The organism is Ancylobacter crimeensis, from assembly GCF_023016805.1.
Taxonomy (GTDB): Bacteria; Pseudomonadota; Alphaproteobacteria; order Rhizobiales; family Xanthobacteraceae; genus Ancylobacter; species Ancylobacter crimeensis.
The window spans coordinates 365,414-389,515 of the sequence record NZ_JALKCH010000005.1; the positions used below are offsets into that span (position 1 = coordinate 365,414).

At 65.9% G+C, this 24,102-nt stretch carries 14 protein-coding genes and 1 tRNA gene; 8 read left to right on the forward strand and 7 right to left on the reverse strand.

Going from position 1 to position 24,102, the window contains the following annotated elements:
- From fdxH to MWN34_RS09745, 6 genes are all read left to right on the forward strand, one after another.
- On the forward strand, nt 1-990 hold the full coding sequence (gene fdxH / locus MWN34_RS09720; RefSeq protein WP_247028808.1) for a formate dehydrogenase subunit beta: 990 nt from the start codon (nt 1-3) through the stop codon (nt 988-990).
- A gap of 98 nt (nt 991-1,088) precedes the next feature.
- A complete protein-coding gene (locus tag MWN34_RS09725) occupies nt 1,089-1,742 on the forward strand; it encodes a formate dehydrogenase subunit gamma (RefSeq protein WP_425532088.1) in 654 nt (217 codons plus the stop codon).
- Nucleotides 1,743-1,904: 162 nt separating this feature from the next.
- The gene (fdhE, locus tag MWN34_RS09730; protein WP_247028810.1) at nt 1,905-2,816 is read left to right on the forward strand and encodes a formate dehydrogenase accessory protein FdhE; all 912 of its coding nucleotides are present in this window, start codon (nt 1,905-1,907) and stop codon (nt 2,814-2,816) included.
- A gap of 7 nt (nt 2,817-2,823) precedes the next feature.
- Nucleotides 2,824-4,263, forward strand: coding sequence for an L-seryl-tRNA(Sec) selenium transferase (selA, locus tag MWN34_RS09735; protein WP_425532080.1), 1,440 nt, complete (start codon nt 2,824-2,826; stop codon nt 4,261-4,263).
- Entirely contained in the window at nt 4,260-6,257 is a 1,998-nt protein-coding gene (selB, locus tag MWN34_RS09740) for a selenocysteine-specific translation elongation factor (RefSeq protein WP_247028811.1), read from the forward strand. Before selA ends, selB begins: the two co-directional genes overlap by 4 nt.
- 194 nt (nt 6,258-6,451) lie before the next feature.
- Nucleotides 6,452-6,547, forward strand: a tRNA-Sec gene (locus tag MWN34_RS09745).
- 83 nt (nt 6,548-6,630) lie between these two features.
- On the opposite strand, the gene MWN34_RS09750 is transcribed toward MWN34_RS09745, so the two are convergent.
- Genes MWN34_RS09750 through bcsA form a run of 4 tightly spaced genes read right to left on the reverse strand, consistent with a single transcriptional unit; the run spans nt 6,631 to nt 15,108 of the window.
- Nucleotides 6,631-9,195, reverse strand: a complete 2,565-nt coding sequence (locus MWN34_RS09750; RefSeq protein ID WP_247028812.1) for a hypothetical protein — start codon at nt 9,193-9,195, stop codon at nt 6,631-6,633.
- Nucleotides 9,186-10,241 carry a family 8 glycosyl hydrolase gene (locus tag MWN34_RS09755; RefSeq protein WP_247028813.1) on the reverse strand — a complete coding sequence of 352 codons (1,056 nt, stop codon included), beginning with the start codon at nt 10,239-10,241 and terminating at the stop codon, nt 9,186-9,188. Before MWN34_RS09755 ends, MWN34_RS09750 begins: the two co-directional genes overlap by 10 nt.
- A complete protein-coding gene (locus MWN34_RS09760; protein ID WP_247028814.1) occupies nt 10,241-12,910 on the reverse strand; it encodes a cellulose biosynthesis cyclic di-GMP-binding regulatory protein BcsB in 2,670 nt (889 codons plus the stop codon). Before MWN34_RS09760 ends, MWN34_RS09755 begins: the two co-directional genes overlap by 1 nt.
- 5 nt (nt 12,911-12,915) lie before the next feature.
- Nucleotides 12,916-15,108: a UDP-forming cellulose synthase catalytic subunit gene (bcsA, locus tag MWN34_RS09765; protein WP_247028815.1), complete on the reverse strand. Its 2,193-nt coding sequence runs from the start codon at nt 15,106-15,108 to the stop codon at nt 12,916-12,918.
- A 256-nt stretch (nt 15,109-15,364) separates the two neighbouring features.
- Between bcsA and bcsN the strand changes: the two genes are divergently transcribed.
- Nucleotides 15,365-16,423, forward strand: a complete 1,059-nt coding sequence (gene bcsN, locus MWN34_RS09770; RefSeq protein ID WP_247028817.1) for a cellulose biosynthesis protein BcsN — start codon at nt 15,365-15,367, stop codon at nt 16,421-16,423.
- 163 nt (nt 16,424-16,586) lie between these two features.
- On the opposite strand, the gene MWN34_RS09775 is transcribed toward bcsN, so the two are convergent.
- Nucleotides 16,587-17,696: a hypothetical protein gene (locus tag MWN34_RS09775; protein ID WP_247028819.1), complete on the reverse strand. Its 1,110-nt coding sequence runs from the start codon at nt 17,694-17,696 to the stop codon at nt 16,587-16,589.
- Entirely contained in the window at nt 17,690-19,120 is a 1,431-nt protein-coding gene (locus MWN34_RS09780) for a hypothetical protein (RefSeq protein WP_247028821.1), read from the reverse strand. Before MWN34_RS09780 ends, MWN34_RS09775 begins: the two co-directional genes overlap by 7 nt.
- Before the next feature lie 350 nt (nt 19,121-19,470).
- Between MWN34_RS09780 and MWN34_RS09785 the strand changes: the two genes are divergently transcribed.
- Complete coding sequence (locus tag MWN34_RS09785) at nt 19,471-21,915, forward strand: transketolase (protein WP_247028823.1); 2,445 nt, start codon at nt 19,471-19,473, stop codon at nt 21,913-21,915.
- Nucleotides 21,916-21,995: 80 nt separating this feature from the next.
- Here MWN34_RS09785 and pyk read toward each other — a convergent pair whose 3' ends face one another.
- Entirely contained in the window at nt 21,996-23,588 is a 1,593-nt protein-coding gene (gene pyk, locus MWN34_RS09790) for a pyruvate kinase (protein WP_247028825.1), read from the reverse strand.
- Between the last annotated feature and the right edge of the window lie 514 nt (nt 23,589-24,102).

Consider the following 24,102-nt stretch of genomic DNA (forward strand, 5'->3'; position numbering starts at 1 on the left):
ATGTTTCCACCCATTCCGAATCCCTCCGTCGATCCCGCGGCAGCCAAGGCGCGGTTCAGCGACGCCGACCTTATCCGCCGTTCGGCTTCCGAGATCACGCCTCCGGCCCAGCGGCTGACCGAGGTCGCCAAGCTGATCGACGTGACGAAATGCATCGGCTGCAAGGCGTGCCAGTCGGCATGCCTTGAGTGGAACAACCTGCATGAAGAGATCGGGATCAGCGACGGCACCTACACCAATCCGCCGGACCTGACCGAGAACAGCTTCACGCTGATGCGCTTCACCGAGTGGGTGAACCCCGAGACGGAAAATCTCGAATGGCTCATCCGCAAGGACGGCTGCATGCATTGTGAGGATCCGGGCTGCCTGAAGGCCTGCCCCTCGCCCGGCGCGATCGTGCAATATTCCAACGGCATCGTGGATTTCATCCACGAGAACTGCATCGGGTGCGGTTATTGCATCAAGGGTTGCCCCTTCAACATACCGCGGGTCTCCAAGGCCGATCATCGCGCTTATAAATGCACGCTCTGCTCGGATCGCATCGCCGTGGGGCAGGGACCGGCCTGTCAGAAGGCCTGTCCGACGCAAGCCATCGTGTTCGGCACCAAGGAAGAGATGAAAGGTTGGGCGGATTTCCGCATCAAGGACCTGAAGTCTCGCGGCTACGCCAATGCCGGGCTCTATGATCCGCCGGGCGTCAGCGGCACGCATGTCATGTATGTGCTGCATCACGCCGACAAGCCCTCGATCTATGCCGGGCTGCCGGACCATCCGCGCATCTCGCCCATCGTCGAGACGTGGAAGGGCGTGACCAAATATGTCGGCCTCGCCGCTATGGGCTTCGCGGTGGCAGCGGGCTTCATCCACCATCTCATCGCCGGCCCGAACCGGGTTTCTCCCGAGGATGAGGCGAATGCCGAACGGCTGACAGGCGTGGCGCCTTCCGGCTCCACACCCTCCGATGGTCATGAGGCAGGGAGGACGACATGACCGGCACGCCCTCGGACGAACGGCACTCCACCGTCCCGCCGCCGGCCTCTGAAAAATATGATGTGGAAGCCGGGGATGCGGTGCATCCCGGCCGCCCGGTGACGGTGGATCGCTATTCGGGACCCGCGCGGTTCAATCACTGGATCACGGCTGCCAGCCTCGTGCTTTTGGCCCTGTCCGGCATGGCGTTGTTCACGCCGAAGCTGTTCTTCCTTACCGCGCTGTTCGGCGGAGGGCAGTGGACGCGAGCGATCCATCCGTGGATCGGCGTCGTACTCTTTTTCTCCTTCCTCGGTTTGTTTTTCCGATTCTGGCGGGCGAACCTGCCGGCGCGTGAAGATGTGGACTGGGTGGCCCATTCCGGAGACCTGCTGGCCGGGCACGAGGAGAAGATGCCCGAAGTCGGCAAATACAATGCCGGGCAGAAGCTTGTTTTCTGGTCGATGTCCGGGCTCATCGCGGTCCTGATCACCAGCGGCATCGTGATGTGGGACCAGTATTTCTATCCCTTTACCACCATCGAGCAGAAGCGTATCGCGATCCTTGTGCACTCCATCGCGGCGGTGCTCGCGATCTGCGTCTGGATCGTCCACGTCTATGCGGCGATCTGGGTGCGTGGAACCTTCAGCGCAATGACTAGGGGGCACGTCACCGGCGGCTGGGCGTGGCGGCATCATCGCAAATGGTTGCGGGAACTGGTGGCACGACCGGGGAACGGTCGCAATGCGCCGCCGCATTCTCCCGCGGAGTGACGGTTCTTGAGCTTCACGTGCTCGCCGGAACGGGCGGTCGCGCTAGGTTAGGGTGATCGGTAAGCGTGGTCCGTCTCTTTCTCTTGGAGAGATGACAGAGGCGCTGCCCAATTGGTTGCTGGGCTTTATGACACGTGGCCCGTGGGGTTCGTGGAGGTTTGCTTGTCGAGTTCTATCCAGCCGGATCCGACCGCCATTGGCGAGGTCTCGACGCCGCCCTTCGTGGTCCTTCCGGATCCCGCGCAGTTGTTCGCGAGCCGGGCCGATCGGCTCGATTATGCCGCGCCTTACAGTCCGCTTGGCCCTTATCTGCGTTTCCTTGCCGGTCTTTCGCGGGCACAAGCTGCAATCCTTCCGGGTCTGCCCGAACTCGATCCGCCGGCAGACGCGGCTGTGGAGCGCGCGCGCGCGCATGGCATGCCGCCGCTGAACCGCGGAACCATCGAATGTGATGATGCGCTGGAGATAACGCTGCGCCGGCTGTTTTCGGAAGTCGCCCCCCTGCCGAAGCCGGAAGCCGCCGCCGATGCCTTGCAGGCGGTGGCTGCGGCCGACCGGGCCGCCCTTGGCGAGATGGTGGGCGATCTGCTTGGCCACGCCGTTGCCGTAGAGCGCCTCGCCGAGCATGTCTATGTCGCGGCGGCCCTTGAGCTCCATGTTTCGCGCCTTGCAGCCCGCCTTGATGCCGAACGGCTGGTGCCGGTGGGCGATGGCCTCTGCCCGGCTTGCGGAGGGCCGCCGGTCGCCTCGCTCATTGTCGATCGTCCGCATGCCCATGGCAGCCGCTACTGCGTCTGTTCGCTCTGCAACGTCCAGTGGAATTTCGTCCGTATTCGCTGCGTGTCCTGCGGCGAGACCAAGGGCATTGGGTATCAGGGGATCGACGGCGGGCCGGAGACCATAAAGGCCGAAACGTGCGACCATTGTCGGTCCTATGTGAAGGTGTTCTACCAGAACAAGGATCCCAGCCTCGATCCGGTAGCGGATGATGTGGTGAGCCTTGGGCTCGACCTGCTCATGAAGGAGGGCCCCTATCGGCGCGCCGCCTTCAATCCCTATCTGCTCGGCTATTGAGGGTGCGATGAGTGAGGACGCCGTCGGCGAGGACGCCATCAGTGACGACATGTCTCGCGCGTTGCGCGCTCTGCCTTCCGTCGATGTCGTGCTGAGGAGTGGGGCCGCCGAACCCCTGATCGATCGGCATGGCCGCGGCGAGGCGACCCGCGCCGTGCGCGAGGAAATTGACCGCCTGAGGCAGGCCGTGCGGCGTGGCGCGGCCGTGCCGAGGGCGGACACCGTCGCGGAGCTGGCGCTTGCCGCCCTCGAGGCGAGTGGGCGATCCGGCCTACGCCCGGTCTTCAACCTGACCGGCACCGTCCTTCACACCAATCTCGGCCGAGCCCTGCTGGCCGAGGAGGCGATCGAAGCGGCGACGGCAGCCATGCGTGGTGCACTGGCGCTCGAATTCGACCTTGGAACTGGCGGGCGAGGGGAGCGCGACGAACATGTTCGCGAGCTGCTGCGCGAGCTGACCGGGGCCGAGGATGCCACCATCGTCAACAACAACGCGGCGGCCGTGCTGCTGGTGCTCAACACGCTGGGCGCCGGGCGCGAGGCGGTGGTCTCCCGTGGCGAACTCATCGAGATCGGTGGCGCCTTCCGCATGCCGGACATCATGGCGCGCGCCGGCGTGCGACTGGTCGAGATCGGCACGACCAACCGCACCCATTTGAAGGACTATGTAGCGGCTGTCGGACCCGAGACGGGCCTTATGCTGAAGGTCCACACCTCGAACTATCGGATCGAGGGCTTTACCCGCGAGGTAAGCGCTCGCGATCTCGCCCGGCTGGCGGCAGAGCGGCGTGTGGCGCTGATCAACGATCTCGGCTCCGGCACGCTGGTCGAACTCGCCCGATACGGCCTCAAACATGAACCGACCGTCCGCGAGGCGGTAGCCGAAGGAGCGGACATCGTCACCTTCTCCGGCGACAAGCTGCTGGGCGGTCCGCAAGCCGGCTTCATTGTGGGGCGGAAAGACCTCGTCGCGGCCATCAACCGCAACCCGATGAAGCGGGCGCTGCGCGTCGACAAGCTGCGGCTGGCGGCGCTGGAGGCAACGCTGCGGCTCTATCGCGATCCCGATCGGCTCGCGGCCCGATTGCCCACGCTGCGCCTGCTCGCGCGGCCGGAAGCGGAGATCGCGGCACTGGCGGAGCGGCTTCTCGAACCGGTTGCTCGGCATGTCGGCCCTACCTTTCAGGTTGAGGTCGTGTCCTGCCGCAGCCAGATCGGCTCGGGCGCATTGCCTCTCGAACAGATCCCGAGCGAGGCACTCTCCTTTCGCTCCAAGGCCGGGGGTGGTGCCCTGAACCGACTGGCCGCCGGATTGCGGGCTCTGGACGTGCCGGTGATCGGTCGCATTTCTGAAGGTGCGCTGCTCCTCGATCTGCGTTGTCTTGAAGACGAGGCCGGTTTTCTTGCCTCGCTTTCCGGGTTTCGGCTGGAAGAGGGCGGTCCATGATCGTCGGTACGGCGGGACATATCGATCACGGCAAGACGACCTTGGTGCGCGCGCTGACCGGCGTCGATACCGACCGGCTGAAGGAAGAGAAGGCGCGCGGCATTTCCATCGACCTCGGCTTCGCCTATCTGCCGACCGAGGCGGGCGTTCTGGGCTTTGTCGATGTGCCCGGGCACGAGCGCTTCATCCACACCATGCTGGCGGGCGCCAGCAGCATCGACGTTGCGCTGCTCGTGGTGGCTGCCGATGACGGGGTGATGCCGCAGACGCGGGAGCATCTGGCGCTGCTCGATCTGCTCGGGATCACGGAAGGTCTGGTCGTGCTCACCAAGGCCGATCTGGCCGATGACACCCGCAGGGCGGAGGTGGCGGCCGCGATCGAGGCCTTGCTGGCCGATACGGGGCTCGCCGGCGCACCGGTGCTTGCGGTCTCGGCCACGGCCGGCCAAGGGATTCCGGAACTCAAGGCGCGCCTTGTGGAAATGGCTGCCCGCCGTGCGGCGCGCAATGCCGAAGGCCGCTTCCGGCTCGCCGTCGATCGGAGCTTCAGCCTCCCGGGCGCCGGCACGGTGGTCACCGGCACGGTGCTGTCCGGCGTCGTGCGAGTGGATGACCGGGTGATGGTCTCGCCCGCGGGCCTGCCGGCGCGGATACGCTCCATTCACGCGCAGAACTGTCCCGCTGCAGAGGGGCGGGCGGGAGAGCGCTGCGCACTCAACCTCGCGGGCGACGGTATCACGCCGGATCGGGTCGGCCGCGGCGACGTGGTGCTGGCTCCGAGCCTGCACGCGCCGACCGATCGGTTGGATGCCACGCTTGCCGTGCTGGGAACCGAACCGAGGCCGATCGGAACCTGGTTTCCCGTCCGCTTTCATCACGGCGCCACGGAGACCGGTGCGCGGCTGGTGCCGCTCGACGGCGAGACGATTGCGCCGGGCGTGACGGCACGCGTGCAGATCGTGCTCGATCATCCTATCGCTGCCGCGGTCGGGGATCGCTATGTGGTTCGTGATACCTCTGCCCAAAGAACGGTAGGCGGCGGGCGGCTGCTCGATCTGCGCCCGCCGGCCCGCAAACGCCGGGGGCCTGGGAGGCTCGCCCAGCTCGACGCGCTCGCCCTGGCGCAGCCGGATGAAGCACTTGGTGCGCTGTTCGGCATCTCGCCGTTCTTTGTCGAGATCGACGCCTTCACCCGGGATCATGCCCTGTGCGAATCGGCGGCGGATGTTCTGGCAGGTGCGCTCGATCTCGTATTGTTGCCACCGGCGCAGGAACGGGTTGCGCTTGCCGCGGCGCGCTTCGAGACCGTTCGCCGGGACGTCGTGGCGACGCTCGAGACCTTCCACGGGGAAAATCCCGACCTGCCTGGAATGGGGATCGAGAAATTGCGGCTTGCGCTCACGCCGCGTCTTCCGAAGGTCGCCTTCATCGGTGCACTGCGTATGTTTGCCACGGCCGGAGCGGTGGTGATTGACGGAGCCTGGCTACGGCTGCCCGAACATGAGGTTCGCCTCACCGCCGGGGACAAGGCACTCTGGGAAGCGATCGCGCCGCTCCTCGACGGGGAGGGCCGCTACAGGCCGCCGAGGGTACGCGATATTGCCGGCCTCATCGGGAGTGAAGAGCCGGAGGTGCGTCGGCTCATGAAGCTCCTTGCCCGGATGGGGCGGGTGGACGAGGTGGCGCATGACCACTTCTTCCGCCGCTCGACCGTTGCTCACCTCGTTGCGATGGTCGGCGAACTAGCGGCACAGGGCGAGAAGGAAGCCTTCACCGCAGCTGGCTTTCGCGATCGGATCGAGCGCGAGGAACTCGATGCCGGTCGTCCTCAGGTCGGGCGTAAGGTAGCGATCCAGATCCTGGAATTCCTCGATCGTCACGGCGTCACCCTGCGGCGGGGCGATCTGCGGCGCATCAATCCGCACCGGCTTGACCTGTTTGGTGCGTCGCCACAGGAGGTTGGCGAGGTTCGGGATCGACCTGCGGCGGAATAGGGCGGCGCGCGGCATACTGCCTTGCCGGACGCTGCAAGGATCGCCTGGTGCATGTCCCGCCGATCGATTTCTGCGATCGGAAACGGGTCAGGATATGTGAATCTGGAGCACTTTCTCATCGCTCAGGTTATTGTACCTGATCGGAAAGCTTTCCAGAGCTGTTCGACGGAAGACCGACTCGCGCGAGGTCGGATGGAGGAGAAACATCGCCGGTGCGATGTCCGGACTTCAAATCCGGGAGAGGCTGCGAGCCGGTCTCTGGTGGGTTCGACCCCCACTCTCTTCCGCCATCCTCCCGGCTACGCGGACGGCACCGGATGTGCGTGGCCGCAGACGCACCATCGGTGCGGCGCGTCTGCTGGGCCGTGCAGGATCAATAGCGGTATTTGCGGGTGTAATCGAGGATGGCAAAAACGCCAGCCTGCGCGTCCTTGTTCCCGGCGGCGGCCAGCGCCTTGAAGATCCGATCTGCCGACTGCATGTCGCGCAGGTGGAAATAGGACCAGCCGCGAATCATCATCAGGCCTTGATCCTCCGGCACCAGCCGTGCCCGTTCGTCGAGCGCGATGATGGCCTCCACGAAGCGATCGTCCTTGTAGGATGTGATGGCCCGCTGGGCGAGGATGTCGACGTTGAGCTGAGTAGCGCGGCGCGGCGTTTGCGGTGTTTCAGTCGCTGCGATCTGCGCATCGTTGGTCAGATTCTTGCGCATATAGGCGAGCGACTTGCCATAGGCAGCGTCTTCCGCCGTCTTGCCGGATGCGCCATTCTTCAGCGCCAGATCGAAGGCCTCGACCGCTTCCATCGGCCGGTTCAGGTCCATGAGGCACCAGCCGCGCGACACCGCCGCACCCGGCGTGATCCGGCCGGAGCGATAGGCGTTTTGCGTGTTCGCAAGGCAACCGCGGCCCGAACGAGTAGCAACCTGGCCCCGTGAGCGCGTCGTGGAGACACGCGGTTCGGGCGCGCCCTTGCGGACGATGACCGATGTGCCGGCCGGTTCGACGGCAGGGCCTGAGGCCTGAGCCGAAAGGGGCGCCCGCGCTGTCTGCATAGGCACCGCCTGTGCCGCAACGGCAGAGGTACCGTAGGCTCTGGCCGTGGTGCCGAGAGCCGCCGGGAATGCGGGCCCGCCAACGGCCGCCGGCATATTCTGCTGATAGGACATGACGTTGGATGAAGCCGCCGGCTGGCTGCCAACGGCCGCCGGCGCCGTCCCATAGGCCGCGGGTATGCGGCTGGCCGCTGGTGCCGGTGCACCCACGGCTCGGGCAGCGTTGACCGGACCGACACTGTTCATGTCCAGTCCTGCACGCGCCCTAGCCGCAGCGGCGCCCACCGGGTCGATAAGGCGGAGCTGCTGCTGCTGGGCCTGGAGCTGCTGGTTGAGCTGCGGGTTCGCCGCCGCTTTGGCGGCTTCCTCGGCCGCAAGGCGCGCCCGGAGCACAGGATCGGTCAGCGCCATGATGCGCTCCGATCGGCCGCGCCAGCGTGCGACGACGTCGTTCAGCGCCGCGGTCTCGTTGAGGCGAAACAAGGTCAGCGCAAGGCCATAAGCCGAGGGCTCGTCGTTCGGAGCCCAGTTCACGGCCGTCTGGAACCAGGTGAGCGCGATGGGCAACTGGCCGGTGTTGTAAGCGTACCAACCGAGTGCCTGGGCACCCGAGACATATTTCGAGCCCAGCACGATCGGGCTGAAATGATCGATGACCGACTGGTCCAGCAGGATCGGGGGATCGGTGGTGAGCAAGCTGACGACGGTGTCGAGATAGGCCTTGCGGTTCTCGGGGGAAGAGTCACGCCATTGATAGGCGATGGGTTCGGCCTCAACGGCGCGGCCCTGCGCCACCATGGTAAGTACGTAGCCTTCCGCAGCCTTCGCGCCGCCGTCACGATCCAGCGCCAGCTTGAACCATTCGAGAGCCGCAGCCTGCTGGTCGTGGCGATAGAGATACCAGGCAAGAACCAGGGGGTCGCCGGCGCCCTTGGCGGCGCGCGCGAGTTCGCCCATCGCGGTCAATTCGTCCTGGGAGATGAGCGTCTTGGAATCAAGAGCCGCCTGCCCAACCTTGCGGCGCAGCATTTCCTCGCGCAGAGCCTTGAACTCACCGACGCTGTCGGGGTTCTTCCGTTCCAGGGTCATGAGCTGGTCGATGCGCTTGTCGTCCAGAGTGCCCATCGCCTTCTGAATGGTCGCGACCCGCTCGGCCGAATTGGTGCAATTGTTCAGGACATAGGTGTAGGCGTCCTGGGCACGATCCGGCTGGCTGGTCTTCACGAAGGCCTCGGCCACGCGCCAGATGACATCGACGCTGGCACAGGTGAGCAGGGCCGGGGTATCGGTGGCGACCCGCAGGACGGTCGCCCATTGCTGGGCGTCGGACGCGTTCACCAGCCGGCGTCGCGCCTCGGCCTCGTCGAGCCGGGCGAGCAGATCCGCGGGCGGCGTCCATCCGGTCTGGGAGGCCTGGCGCGCCGCGATGGCACTGCGCACGTCGCTGTATTTCCCCTCACCGAAAAGGCGCCACATATTCTCCAGCTCGGCATCGGATTGTGCGATGGGCGCATAGAGATCGGACGGCGGGTTCCAGTCGGGATAGAGGGCGCGCAGGCGGGCGATTTCCGCGTCCATGCGACGGGTGTCGCCCTGCGAGGCGAAATAGCGCAAGGCTGATTCGTCCACCGTTACCTTCGGCCCGGCCTTGACGGCGGCATTGGTGCCGCTCGCGGGCGTTCCCGCCCCGGGGCTGGTTGGCGCGGGATTGCCGGCAGGCGGCGCAGGGGTGGTGCCGGCTGCCTGAGCGGCACCGCTGGTTTCCGGTTTGGGCGTGTCCTGCTTGTCCGCAGACTTGGAGCCGGGCAATTCGATTTGCTGGGCAATGGCCGGCACAACCGCCGTGCCCAGCAAAACCAGAAGGAGAGCTCGGTTCAGAGACATTGCGGATATTTCTCGAGGACGAGGGCCAGGCTGAGGAGATGCAGCGTCGAAGGATAGTACAGCGTCGGCTGGAACTGGCGAAGGTCGTCGGGGATGTTTACGCCATCGGTGGTGCAGGCAAGCAACGCTCCCAACATGCGGTAGCCGGGTTCCGTCAGCCGGGTCACGATCCGCCCGCTCTTGATGTCGACGACGGCGACTCCTCCGTTCGTTGTGAGCCAGTTCCTCTGAAAAGTCGCGAGCACCGTTGCATCCTTCATGCCGGCGCGCAGGAGGTAAAGGACGATCCGCAGTGAATTATAGCCGAAGACGGGTGGGAAGCCGTCGGCGAGTCGGGGGGTGCCGTTCGCATAGGAGATCCAGTCCGGCGGCAGTTTCGCCGGCCCCATGAGGCTCGCCCTGATGATGTCGAGCCCGGATCGGCCGAGAGCGTTCCAGTTGGTCTCCGGCGCCAACTGCGCCATGACCGGCAGAGCCTCGAAAATCCAGTAGGACGGATTGAGAATGGGTCCGTCCGGGCGTTCCGCGGCAGAGAAGCCCTTCGCGCCGGGCAGGAGCAGCGTCTGGTCATGGGCCTGGATCACCATGACCTTGCCGATGGCCTTGGCGATGCGCCGTGCGCTGGTGGTATAGCCGGGTTCGTTCCAGCTCTCGCCGGCCCGCGCGAGCGCATAGGCGATCAGCAGGTCGCCATCGCTCGCGGCATTCACGTCCGTTATGTGAGGACTCTTGCCGGGATCCCATCGCCAGGCGGCCAGCCCGTCGTCGCGTATCAGCAACTCCGTGCGGGTAAAGCTCCAGATTCGCTCGAACGCGGCACGGTCGTCGGCCAGGAAGGCCAGAAGCATACCGTAGCCCTGGCCTTCGGAATGGCTGATCTGGTTATTGGCATCGTCAACGACCCGACCGCTGCTGTCGACGAAACGCGCCAGATACTGCTTCCACGCGTCGTTCGGAATCATGGCATCGCGGGGTTCTGCCCTGAGCGGGTGGATGCTGACCGCCAGCATCAGCGCGCCGGCGAGGAAAGCGGCCAATCGCTTCATCAATTGCGCCCCAGTCGCCGCAGGAGGAAAGCCGTCGAAACCCCGAGCACGCTGCCGCACAGTACCAGGATGAGCGCATAGGTGACGATGTTGACCGACAGCCAGTTGGCCGCGACCATGCGGAAGTTCGCAAGGCCGAGCGGCTCGGTGATCATGAAACGGAACGTCACGATGTTCTGGTTCTCGATCGTCCCTGCGGTGGACTGGTAGACCGAGGCCCGGCCTGCTACCCGATCCCACAGCTCCGGCACCACAAGCTCGGCGAGCCCGGTGGCCAGGCTGTCCGAGGTGCGGCCGGTGACGAGCGTCCAGGTGCGGTTGCCACTCGGCGAACTGCCCTGGGCAAGCAGCACGGTGGTGCGCGAGGGCGGCTCGAACATGGCCTGCTCCTGCCTGCCGATGCGCAGCGAGGCGTAGGAGATGTCGAACGTCTTCTGCATCCAGTTCTCGAAGCCGTTCAGGATGCTGCGCAGGCTGATGCCGGAAATGTTGTCGCGCCAGCGCTCATAGGTGTCGTTGTCGGATGGGCTGGTGGGCGCGCTCGGGCTTTGTCCGCCCGGGTTCTGGTTGGCGTTGCCCACCTGTTCACTGGCACGTTGCCGGTTGCGGAAACGCTGCAGCACGTCGTCATATTGCGCGCTGGTGCCGGAGGCGCGCGCGCCGCCTTCAGCGGGCCCGGCCAACCAACTTACCCGCGACGTTTCGGCAATGCCGACCTGTCCGAGAATGCCGCTGGCCAATTGCCCGACGCCGCCGACGAAGATTGCGGAGCGATCGGCAACGGAGGTGGTCGCGGCGAGAGCCTCCACCGGAACCGGCATGCGGTTGTTCAGCGCAAGGCGGGCCATAAGGGTCGCGGCTGCCGAGGCGGTCGGCAGGTCGGGGCGGGCGAGCACAAGCGCCAGCGGATCTGTCTCCCGGTTATAGGGAAAGGCCGCGGCTGCGAAGGCGGCGAGGTCTGGCACGCGGCCGATGCGGGCGAAGTCCGGCATGGTGAATTCGGACGAATCGAACAGCACGAAACGATCATCGCCGGGCAGGGTCGCGCCGGGCAGGCATCGGTCGTCGGCCTCCGTGTCGAGGACGACTTCAAGCCAAAGGCGGTTGAGACCCGGACGGAAATTGTGGAGCGGAATCTTGATCGGCTGCCGCTGGAACAGGCCGCCGCCACGGGACGTGATCGGCAGATTCGAGGCGATCTGCCCATTCACATAGAGGTCGACGTGGCTGCCGGGCTGCACGGACGCGGTGAAGGCGGCATCGAGCAGGAAGATCGCCTGCCCATAGACGGAGGCATAGAAATCGTCCGGGAGGCCGATGTTGAAGCGCACCCGCAGGCGGCGGCCGGAAAATTCCTGTGTCGGCACGCCGAGATCGGCAAGGCGCACGCTGCGCGCTCCAACGAAGAGGGGAGCATCCGGCGCGGTAAATGTCGCGGTGCTCAGCGAGGTCGGGGACGGCGGCGTTACCGCGTTCAGCCGTTCGATCGCCGCATCCATCGACTGTGCGTTTGGACCGGAGACGACGAGGACCGGACCGTCGATCCGGTTGTCACGCACCAGTCCCGCCACGGCCCGCTGCTGGGCTTCCGTCGGCGGCGCGCCCATCAGCTTGGCAAGCTCGGGCGCCGGCGCCATCACCATGGTGATGACCCCCGGCGTCGCAGGGCCGCTCGCGGAAGCGAGGACGGACACGGTCGGCGTCGCAAAATGGCCTCGGAGCGCAAGACCCTGTACCGCCCGCATCACGCGCGAAAGAGTGGTTGGGTCGGACGGATTGGTCGTGATGACCCGCACGGCAGTCGTGCCGTCGACGTTTACGCCGACGGCAGGAAGATTCTCCAGGCCGCCGACGAGGGGAACGCGGCCACCGGAGAAGGTGAGGCCAGTGCCTGCATTGTCGATCTCGGTCCAGAGCTCATAGGTGGCCTGCACGCCGCAATCCGTGCGGTGCCGTTGCAAGACCTCGAAACGGACCAGATTGGCGCCCGCACGCAGGATGCCCTTGCGGACGGCCATGGAAAGCCGCGACGGGCCAGTCGAGGAGGCGATCGGCGTCTCGATCACCGGCTGGCCGTTGATCGAGACCTTCAGCCTGGACACCTCCGGCATGACGAGGACGGCATTCACATAAGCAAGCATCAGGGTCGCCTGCTTCGCGACCTCGTCCTCGGTCAGATAGACGGTCCAGGAGCGGGAATCATACTCGCCCTGCAGAGAGAGTCGATCGAAGGGGATGATGAAGCGATCCGGCCCCTTCGGCGCCTGCGGCGTGGCCGCCTGCTGCTGGGGGGCGGGCAGGGCCGGGGCACCCGGCATGTGGAATGGCGCATCGGCGGGTGGCGCTTGATTCGGCAGCTCGTTCGGCGCGCCGACGGGCGGCGTCGGACGGGCCAGCGCGTCCGGCGCGCCTGCGGGAAGCTGGAAAGCCGGGCTCGACCCGGAGTTGCCTTCCGATGCCGGCGCATTGCCGGCCGGGGTCATCGTGAAGGGAGAGCCGCTGGTCTGGGCAATCCTGATCCGACCGGTGGTCTCCGGTCGCGTGGCGGCAACCGTTGTAACGACCGGGGAACGGACAGCCGGCTCCTCGCCTGCTGCCGTTGCGGCGGCGGGAAGGAGGGAGACGAGGAGCAGAAGCGGCGAGACGACCGCGGAGGAGATGCGCAACATCGTTCTCACGAGGATTTTGCGGCCGCCGGCTGGCCAGTGCTCGAACGGGAAATCTTGTTGAGGCGGAGGAAGTACGAAAGGCCACGCCCGGTCTGGTAGAGCGCAATGACGAGGAAACGGAACGTTCCGCGGAGCACACCGGGATTATAGCGCCGCGACTCCTGGAATTTGCTCCATTCCGCGGCGTTTGCGAACATGAGATCGGCAATGAGCCGGTGATGGAGCGGCACCTGTGCCTCGAACTGGCAGCCGAACAACTGGCCGTTGCCGTCGCGCTTCATATTGCGGATCTGGACCGGAAGGTCCGACACCTCGATATCCGCCTGCGGCTTGAAACGGATCGCCGCCATCTTGCCGCGCTCGACCTGGGGCAGATTTGCGCCGGCCGCACGGACGCTGGCGCCGCCGATGGACACGTCCTCCACCACTGCAGGATAGCTGACGTCGTCGAGGATGAATTCGCAGCGGCGGAACAGGTTGACGCGATGGGTGCGGCGGCGGTTCTGTCGCTCCGACACCACGCCGAGCGCGCAGCCGGCGATGATCATGTTGAGAATGTTCCAGCCGCCCACTACGGCAGTGACGTCCGCGGTGAAGGGATCGTTGATCACGCGCCAGACCGTCAGTACGGCGGCAAGCGTCATCAGGCCGAAGAGGATGAAGAACGGCTTGCCGATCTCCGACACGTGGCTCTCGGTCAGCGTTTCGCCCTTCGCCGTCACCTTGAAGGTGGGCTTGCGCGGGTTCATCATCACTGAAAGCAATGCCGGCAGCAGGTAGACCGACTGAATGTATTCGTAGAGCTCGGAAATCCATGGCCAGCGGTATCGGCCATAAAGGTAATTCTGCATCAACAGGTTCACGAGCATGTAGGTCGACGTGTAGGCAAGGAACTCAGCGCCGGACGCATTGAAGATCTCGAGGCCGAAGACGAGATAGAAAAGCGGCGAGATCAGGAAGATCATGCGCGAAATGGGGAAGAACCAGAACAGCATGCTCGACATGTAGCAGAGCCGCTGCGCGAAGGTGATGCCACGCTTCAGGGGCGGGAAGCGGAAGCGCAGGATCTGGTACATGCCCTGCGCCCAGCGCGAGCGCTGGCCGATGAAGCTGGCGAAGGTTTCCGGCTGGAGGCCTGCGATCAGGGGCTTGTCGACATAGACGCTGTGCCAACCGCGGGAGTGCAGTTCCAGCGCCGTTTCGCAGTCTTCGGTGATCGAGATGCCGGAGAAGCCGTTGGTTTCGGCAAGCGCCTCGCGGCGCAGCAGCGCGGCGGAGCCGCAGAAGAAGGCTCCGTCCCATTTGTCCAGGCCGCGCTGGATGATGCCGTAGAACATCTCGTTCTCCGACGGCATATGGTCGAAGGTATCGAGGTTGCGCTCCAGCGGGTCCGGATTGATGAAGAAGTGCGGCGTCTGGACCAGGAACAGCCTCTCGTCCTGGCGGAAATAGCCGACCGTCTCATGCAGGAAGCTGCGGGCAGGGGCGTGGTCGGCATCGAACACGGCGACCAGTTCGCCCGTCGAATTGGCAAGGCCATTGTTCAGGTTGCCCGCCTTGGCATGCTCGTTGCGGCGGCGCGTAAGGTAGCGCACGCCGAGCCCTTCGCAGAGCTCGCCGAGTTCGCGGCGGCGGTTCTGCGCCTCCTGCGCGCCCAAGGGGTCGTCCTGATGGCATTTCTGGTCGGTGCCGCCATCATCCAGCAGCCACACCGTGAACTTGTCCGCAGGGTAGTCCATGGCCTTGGCCGCAGCCAGGGTCGAGGCCAACAGCGAGGCGTCCTCATTGTAGGTCGGCACGAAGACGTCGACAGTGGGAAGCTGTTCCGGCGTAAGGGCGGGTGCGGTTCGCGGAGGGGCGGGCGAGGATACGACGAACAGCGACAGGCACAGCATGCCGACGCTGTAGAGCTCCGCCAGATAGAGCATGATGCCGGGGATGAAGTCCTCGATCTGGCTGATCGGCGGCAGCGTGCTCGTGGTGCGCCAGTAGATGTAGCGCAGCACGATGGTGCTGCCGAGCGAAAGCGCGATGAGGCGTGGCACGCCGACCGGAGCAAAGAGCTTGAGCAGGATGATGACCAGAACGACAATGCTGCCGGCGATCAGATGCGCCTGCAGACTGATCGGCAAGGTGATCAGGAACACCGTCAGCGCGCCGGTGATCCCCCACAGTGCCGCTATCCAAGCCTTGCCCATGCCTACTCCCTCACCCTTCCCGGCGCCTGTCTAGCGCAAACCAAATCAAAATGCTTGCGATTTTGAACTAATTTTTGCACATGCAGAGCAGGGGCGGTTTTGGCCAGCCTTGCTGCGTTTCGTACCGTCCAACGGCAGGGTAGAGTCCTCCATGTCAAGTGATTCGCCGTATTGTCGCTCGAAAATGCGCGTTCAGCTATGGACTTGGGATGTGAAGCACCGCTATTCGAGACGTAACGCACCGATCGCTCGACCGATGTTCCGCGGGCTCGGTCTCGGCCTGTTTGCTTGCCTCTCCTTTGCGCTCGCCGGCTGCATGGCACCCTATCCGCTGGTTGGTCACGATCCCCAGGTCGCCACGCAGACGATCGAGGTGCCGGTCAACGAGGCGCTCATTCTGCCGGAACCCGGCGGCCCGCGCACCCTCTCCGTTTTGGAAACGCGCTATATCAATGCGCTCGAGCAGGAAGTCGTGCTGGCAACGGATACGATTGCATCGGGACAGAACGCCTTCCACGTCGTTTTCTTCGGTCCCGTTCCCGGCCGCACGGGGTGGAGCAATTTCAAGGGCTACGACCTTCTCAGCACGGATGCCATCGACGCCGACATGGAGGCGGCGCTGCCCAACGTCTATATGCAGCGTTCCGGCTACTTCACCCAGAACCGCTACGGGCCCTTCGGCTATGCCATCGGTCGCGCCGGTTCGAATGATCTGTGCATCTATGCCTGGCAGCGGATCCAGTCGCAGGTGCAGCTCTATGCCTTTTTGCGGGACCGTGGCGTGATGACGGTGCGTTACCGCATGTGCCAGGCCGGCGCGACGGAAAGCCAATTGCTGCGCGGCATGTACCGCTTTTCCATCAACGGCTATTTCCTCCCGCGCTCGTGGCAGCCCTATGGCCGGCCGATGAGCGAGCCTGAGGGCATAGGGCGCATTGGGGGCCCGCTTGCCTATCCCTCGGGCATCGAGGGTGATGCGACGGTGCTGAACGGCGTGATGGGCCCGGAGCCTGCGGCTGCTCCCCGCCGTGTGGTTCGGCGCGCACCCGCTCCACGGGCGCCGGTCGTGCCTGCCGGTCCGCAAAAGCCTTCGGAGCCCCTTCCGGGCTATCCGATGGTGCCTGCGCCCAACCAGATCACGCCACAGGCTTCGCCCGTTTCGGGGGCTGGAAACACGGCTGCTCCCATGCCGGCAGGCACCCTGCCGAGCGGCGCGGCGGCCGCCAATGCCGGCAATCCCAATGTGCCGCGCGTCATTCCGTTGCCTTCCGGAAACGCCCCGCCGCCGTCCACCGCACCGTCATACGGCAACTGACTCGCGGCTCCCGCTGACTGAGGACCATGCTGCCTGCACAAAGGCGGCCGAAGGGATGCCGGCTGGGGACCGTTCCCCATGCATGTGTGGTTTTGCCCGCCGGGTCGCACCGTCGCGACCGGGTCGTGGCGACATCCATCCCCAGCCCCGTGGCCGGACGGCTTTATGGACCGGTGGGGGCTGGCGTCGACAGATCGGTTTCCCGGCGCATCTGGAAAGGGGCCGGCACGGCGGTAGCGCCACCGGAGGACGGGACGGCTGCCGCCGTCTGCGCGGCGGCGGTTCCCGGAGCGAGTGCCGTCGAACTTTCGATCTGTAGGGGAGGTGCGTCGGTATTGCGGAGAGCCGGTGGAGCCGAAGCCGCCGCAGCGCTCGCGGCCTGACGGGCTGCCGCCTCCTCGGCTGCGGCGGCACTGGCCGCCGGGCCGGGAAGCGGGGCGATGAGTGTCGCGCCGGGCGGCGTCGATCGGTTTGCGATCGGGGTCGGCATCGCGGGGTTTACGGCCTTCAAGGGTGCCCCGGACGTGGCCGGCATCTGCACGGATGGGCTGGGCGCCGGACCTTGGGGCCCCCGTGCGGCTGGCAGCGCTGCGTCTCCGGATGCCGGGCGTGCATCAAGCGAGAGCGTGGCCAGCCGCCAATGCCCGTTCACCGGCTCGAAGCGCAGGTCGAATCCGATCCGCAGCGGCGACGTTGGAAAGAAGCCGATGAGATGCAGCGCCCCGACCGATTCGATTTCCGGAGGCCGGGACAGCTTTGCATCGAGAAGAAGCACCGCTGCGAAATCGAGCGACTGTGCCCGCCAGGAGCGGAATTGCTCGGCAAGCTCGGCCACGGTGTAGCGTTCGCGGAAGGTAGGGGAGCCGAGGTCGCGCAGCACCGAATAATTGCCGGTGATGTTCGCCTGGTTCACCGAGACGAGGGTGCCGCGCAGCAATGCCAACAGGACGGGCGCAGGCGGAACGCCGGACGTGGCGCTCTCCGCCGACGGCGTGGCGGTCGGCTTCTCTTCGGTTGGTTTTGGGGGATGACTGGCACCGGTCGCAGGCTTTTTGCCGGAGGCCGCGATGCGTGTGGGTTGCACCGGCGCGACGGGCACGGCTTCATTGGCGGTAGATGCCGTAGCGGCCGCAACAATCGCGCTGCGGGCCTCAGGCGTGCTCGCCGGGGCGGATGATGACCGGAAAATCTCGACGCCGGATACCGCAACCGGCAGCAGCACAAGTCCGATGGCTGTGCCGAGCGCAATTCGCGTCGGCGCCACGGTCACCATGCGAACACCAGGCCCGCCTTTCCGCCGATCGACCCTTCCTTGAGGCCGAGACCGACGCCCCCGGTGAGGAACAGGCTGTCCTCATAAAGCCGCGCGATGCCGGAGAAGGCGACCGCGTTCTGGCCACCGAACGTGCCCCACTGGGCGCTGACCGCCATGTTCTTGCCCATCGGCAGGTTGGGCGTATCCATCGCCATCGCCATGGCGACGCCTTCCTGGACGCGGTCGATATCATTGTAGATGCCGCTGAGATCGACCAGTTCGTTGACGCTGGCGCTGGCGAGATTGCCGCTCGAATCCGTGGTCACGATCTGGATGGCGCCGGACTGCGCTGCCTTGCTGGCGGAGGAGGTGAGGCCGGGCATGGTGTAGGTTGTCTCGCTCGTACCCAGTGCCATCTGGTAGGCGCGGGTGGTGGTCGCGCCATAGCCGATCGCAGTCGAGCCGGTATAGGCGGCGGTGGTGCCATAACCGATGGCGGTCGCATCGTCCGCCGCCGCATTGGATGACTGGCCGACCGCGGTGGAGCGCTTGCCTGCCGCGATGGAGGCCTGCCCCAAGGCCGTGGAGCCGACCCCATTTGCCGTTGCGTTCTGGCCGAGCGCGGTCGCGTTCTCGGCATTGGCGGTTGCGATCTGGCCGATGGCGGTGCCGCCCGAGCTGTTCGCCGTCGCGTTCTGACCGATGGCGGTACTGTTGGCGCCGTTCGCGATCGCCTCCTGGCCGACGGCGGTAGAGGAGGTGCCGTTGGCGCGAGCATTCTGGCCGAGTGCGGTGGAGGCCGTCGTCGAGGCGATGGCGCCTTCGCCGAGCGCCGTCGCGTTGTCGCCATTGGCCTGAGCATTGTTGCCGAAGGCCGAGGAATTGCTGCCCTGCGCGCCCGCATAGGCGCCGATCGCCGTGCTGGCGGAGCCATTGGCCTGCGCGCCATAGCCATAGGACGAGGCAGCGGTACCCTGTGCGGCGGCGCCGGTGCCGACCGCGGTGGTGTAGTCGAGATTGGCCGCGCTGTTGGCGCCGATGGCGATGGAGCCGGAGCCGTTCGCCGCCGACGTGTCGCCGATCGCCGTGGAAGACACGCCGTTCGCAGTTGCCGCATGGCCGATGGCGACGGAGGACACGCCGTTGGCGGTTGCGGATTCGCCGACCGCGGTCGATGCGGTCGCAGCGGCGATGGAGGAAGTGCCAATGGCGGTTGCGTTGTCCTGCGTCGCTTGCGCAGCCTGCCCTATCGCGGTCGAGCTCACTCCGGAGGCGACGGAGAGCTGACCGAAGGCCGCCGAATCATTGCCGCTGGCCTGAGCTTGCGCGCCATAGGAGGTGGCGGCGGTGCCGCTCGCGGTACCGCCGCAGGACAGTGACTGGGCGGTGAGGTCGCAGGCGACATCGGCGGCGTGGGCGGCCGGCTGAAGGCCGGGCGCCAATGTGAACGCCGCCGCGAGTCCGGCAAGGACCGATACCCCGATAAACGTTCTCGGCTCGCCCGGCTCCATGCATCTTCCCCACTGCGCGCCACGGCGTGGGCGCGGCGTCGCCTGCCGGCCTTACACCAATGCGACTTCCGCCCCACCCGAGCGCTGCTGCGGCATGGTTAACCACAGCCTACGAAACATGATTCACAGCATACAGCATGAACATGTCCATTTGGGTAGCCTGTTTCACCCAGAGCGGATTTTCTCATGTGGGACCGTGTGTTGTGCGCTGCACCACATTTGCTCCCTTGCGCCGCCCGATGCGCCCGACAGATGCTGAAAGGCAAGCAGGAGGGCGCATCATGTCGCGCGATACGGGAGTGCCGGTCGACCTCGCGGCGTTGGAGGCGCTGGAGCGCAAGGTATCGTGGCTCTCGGCCTGGATCATCCATCACGCCAATCACGTACGCCCCAATCGCGACGGCCTGAAGGTCGGCGGCCATCAGGCCTCGTCGGCCTCGCTCTCCACGGTGCTGGCCGCGCTTTATTTCGCGGTGTTGCGGCCGCAGGACCGGGTGGCCGTGAAGCCCCATGCGAGCCCGATCTTCCATGCCATCCAGTATCTGCTCGGGAACCAGAGCCGCGACAAGTTGATGGGGTATCGCGGCTATCGCGGTGCGCAGTCCTATCCCTCGCGGACCAAGGACGTCGACGACGTGGACTTCTCCACCGGTTCGGTCGGGCTCGGCGTGGCGCAGACTCTGTTTGCCAGCCTGGTGCAGGACTATGTCCATGCCCATGGCCTGGCCGGTGGACGCCCGGAAGGACGGATGGTCGCCCTCGTCGGCGATGCCGAGATGGATGAGGGCAACATCTACGAGGCCTTGCTGGAGGGGTGGAAGCAGGGCCTGCGCAATTGCTGGTGGATCCTCGACTACAACCGCCAGAGCCTCGACGCCGTGATCCGAGAGGGGTTGCCGGCACGGCTGGAGGCGCTGTTCCGAGCTTTCGGCTGGGAGGTGGTTACGCTGAAATATGGCGCAAGGCTGCTGGAGGCCTTCGCCGAGCCGGGCGGGGAGCGCCTGCGCGATTTCATCGACCGCTGCCCGAACCAGCTCTATTCGGCCCTCACCTTTCAGGGCGGGGCTGCGTGGCGGCGTCGACTCATGGAGGAGATCGGTGACCAGGGCCCCGTCAGCGCGCTGATCGAGCGCCGCAACGACGACGAGCTTGCCAGGCTCATGACCAATCTCGGTGGCCATGACCTGCCGACCCTTATCGAGGCGTTCGACCGGGCGGGCGACGACCGGCCGGTTCTGTTCATCGCCTATACGGTGAAAGGACACGGCCTGCCGCTCGCCGGACACAAGGACAATCATGCCGGGTTGATGACGCCGACCCAGATGGAGATGTTCCGCCGCTCCATGAAGGTGCGGCCCGGCCACGAATGGGAGCCCTTCGAAGGTCTGGACCTGCCGGACGAGCGGCTGCGCGCCTTTCTCGACCGCGTCCCCTTCAATGCCGAGGGCAGCCGTCGCTACAGTGATCGGCACATCGCGATTCCCGCGGCGCTGCCGGTGCCCGCCCAGCCTGAGATGTCGACCCAGCAGGGCTTCGGCCTGCTGATGGCGGAGTTGGCGCGCCTTGGCGGACCGCTGGCGGACCGCGTCGTCACGACGTCGCCGGACGTGACGGTCTCGACCAATCTCGGCGGCTGGGTAAACCGGCGCGGCCTGTTTGCCCGTGAACAACTCGCCGACCTGTTCCGCTCCGAGCGGATTCCCTCGACCTTCGACTGGACCTTCTCCCCCAAGGGCCAGCACATCGAGCTCGGCATCGCCGAGATGAACCTGTTCATTCTGCTCTCCGCGCTGGGCCTGTCGCACAGCCTGTTCGGGGCGCGGCTGATCCCGGTCGGAACGCTCTACGATCCGTTTATCCAGCGCGGGCTCGATGCGCTGAACTACGCCTGCTACCAGGATGCGCGTTTCCTGCTGGTCGCGACCCCGTCGGGCCTGACGCTGGCGCCTGAAGGCGGTGCGCACCAGTCGATCGGCACGCCCCTGATCGGCCTCGCGCAGGACGGTCTCGCGGCCTTCGAGCCGGCCTATGTCGACGAACTGACGGCGATCCTGTCCTGGTCGTTCGACTATCTGCAGCGCGAGGGAAGCCAAGGGCAAGCCGGTGAGCAGTCCGGCGAGGACGCCGGCGAGGAAAGCTGGCTGCGCGACGAGCACGGCGGCTCGGTTTATCTGCGCCTGTCCACCCGCAGCCTCGCCCAGCCGAAGCGCATCCTTTCGCCGCGGCGTTCGCGCGACATCATCGATGGGGCTTATTGGGTCCGTCCGCCGGGGCCGAACGCCGAGATCGTCGTCGCCTATCAGGGCGCGGTCGCGCCCGAGGCGCTGGAGGCGGTGGGGCTGATGGCCGAGGATCGGCGCGACGTCGGCCTGCTGGCCGTCACCTCGGCGGATCGCCTCAATGCCGGCTGGACCGCCGCGGCTCGGATGCGCGAGCGTGGCCTCGTCCATGCCCGCAGCCATGTCGAGCGGCTGCTGGGCGACATGCCGGCACGCTGCGCACTGGTCACCGTGCTTGATGGCCACCCGGCGACGCTCGGCTGGCTCGGTGCCGTCGCCGGTCATCGCACCCGTGCGTTGGGCGTCGAGCATTTCGGACAGACCGGCTCGATCACCGAGCTCTATCGCCATTACGGCATCGACGCCAACGCCATCGTCGCTGCGGCGGCCGGCCTCGCGCCGGGGCGCCCGATCCGCCATCTGCGCGACCTCGGCGCGGACGCATGAGTGAGGCAAACGCAAACGGCGCCCGGAGGCGCCGTCGCTTTCTTCGAAGGAGGTGAGACGGGTCAGTCTCTCTTGGAAGGTCAGTCCTTTTTAGACTTGGCCTTCTTTCCTTCCTTCTTGCCGTCCTTCTTTGCCCGCTTGCGCTCGGCGCCGACCTTCTGGGTGGCGGTGTCGCCATCGGCCGCCTTCTTCGCGGCTGCACGCGGAGCGTCGTGGTTTTCCCCACGGGGCAATGCCGCCTTCACCTTCTTGTCGATGGTGACGAGGCGCAGCACATTGGTGGTGCCGGGATGGGCGAAGGGGACGCCCGCCGTGATGGCGATGCGGTCGCCGAGGCCGGCGAAGCCGTGTTCCACGGCGATCTGCGCGGCCTTGGTCGCCATCTCGCCGAAGGTGTGGATCTCCTCCGGCATGTGGGCGACATGCACGCCGTAGGACATCACCAGCCGACGCGCGGTGGAGAGCTTGCTGGCAATGCCGAGGATCGGCATCTTCGGCCGCTCGCGGGCGGCGTGCAGCGTGGTGGTGCCGGACATTGTGTAGGTGACGAGCGCCTTCGCGTCGACCGCCAGCGCCGCCTGATAGGCCGCCGCCGTCACCGCGTCGGCCACCGTGCCGCCGGGGGCCGGGCGCTGCGAATCGATGATGACGCGATAGGCCGGGTCGAGCTCCACCTGCTTGATGATCTGGTCCATCATCGCCACGGCCTCGACCGGATACTGGCCGGCGGCGCTTTCGGCCGACAGCATCACCGCATCGGCGCCTTCATACACTGCATTGGCGACGTCGGAGACCTCGGCGCGGGTCGGCACCGGGGCGGTGATCATGGATTCCAGCATCTGGGTGGCAATGATGACCGGCTTGCCCAGCCGGCGGCACTCGCGCACCACGCGCTTCTGCAGGGCGGGCAGTTCCGGGAGCGAGAGCTCCACGCCGAGATCGCCGCGGGCCACCATGATGCTGTCCGAGAGTTCGATGATCTCGTTCAGGTGCTCGACCGCGGCTGGCTTCTCGAGCTTCAGATTGATCTGGGCACGATCCTGGATGAGTTCGCGCGCCTCGATGATGTCGGCCGGCCGCTGGACGAAAGACAGCGCAATCCACTCGACGCCGAGATCGAGCGCGAAAGCGAGGTCGGAGCGGTCCTTGGCGGTCAGCGGGGAGAGCGGCAGCACCACGTCGGGAACGTTGAAGCCCTTGTTGTTGGACAGGCGGGTGCCGGCGATGACCTGGGCTTCGAGGAAGCCGGCGCCCTTCTTCACCACGCGTACCCGCACCTTGCCGTCGTCGAGCAGGACGGTCGAACCTTCGTGCAGCGCTTCGATGATCTCGGGATGGGGGATCGGCACGCGCTTCTCGTCACCCGGCGTCATGTCGGTGTCGAAGCGGATGGTGGTGCCGGGCGTCAGCGTGATCGCGTTGTCGACGAAGCGGCCGACGCGCAGCTTCGGGCCCTGCATGTCGGCGAGCACGCCGATCGGGCGGCCGGCTTCCTTCTCCACCTCGCGGACGAGGTTGTACACGCGGGCGTGGTCGGCCTGGGTGCCGTGGCTGAAATTCTGCCGGAACACGTCCACGCCAGCCTCGAAGAGCGCCCTGATCTTCTCGGGGCTCGAGGATGCGGGGCCGAGGGTCGCCACGATCTTGGTCGCGCGTTCCCGCCTGCTATACATGGATTCCTCCGTTGGGTTGCCGGTTCGCGCCGGCTGCGGCCGATGGTCGGCCAAGGTGCGTCGGGGGCCTGATATGGACCAAAATCGGACGGCTGTCTTGCACCTCTTATCTTGCACTGCAGCGTGTCAGTCCGATGGCAAGAGCGTCTTTCGTAGGGGCTCGGAGTGAGGTGGAAGCCGTCCGGCGGTCCGATTTGGATTTCAGGTGCGATACAATCCGTCCGGCATTGCCCGGATGTCGCACCTTGGCTCTTGCTGGCATTTTTAATTCCATATACCAATAATCACAGGAGCGTTGCGAGGCGCCGGGATCAGGTTTCGAACTCGCATCGCCAGACCCCGGCCGGCGCAGCGGTATGGGGCAGGGGCCCGCAGAAGGTCCGCTACGATACAGGGAGGAGGACGGGATGCAGATATCGGTAATCGTGGAGAGCTCGGCCGGGGAGTCTCGTGTTGGGGGAACGCCTGACACGGTGAAGCGGTATGTCGGGCTTGGTGGGGACGTTGTTGTTGC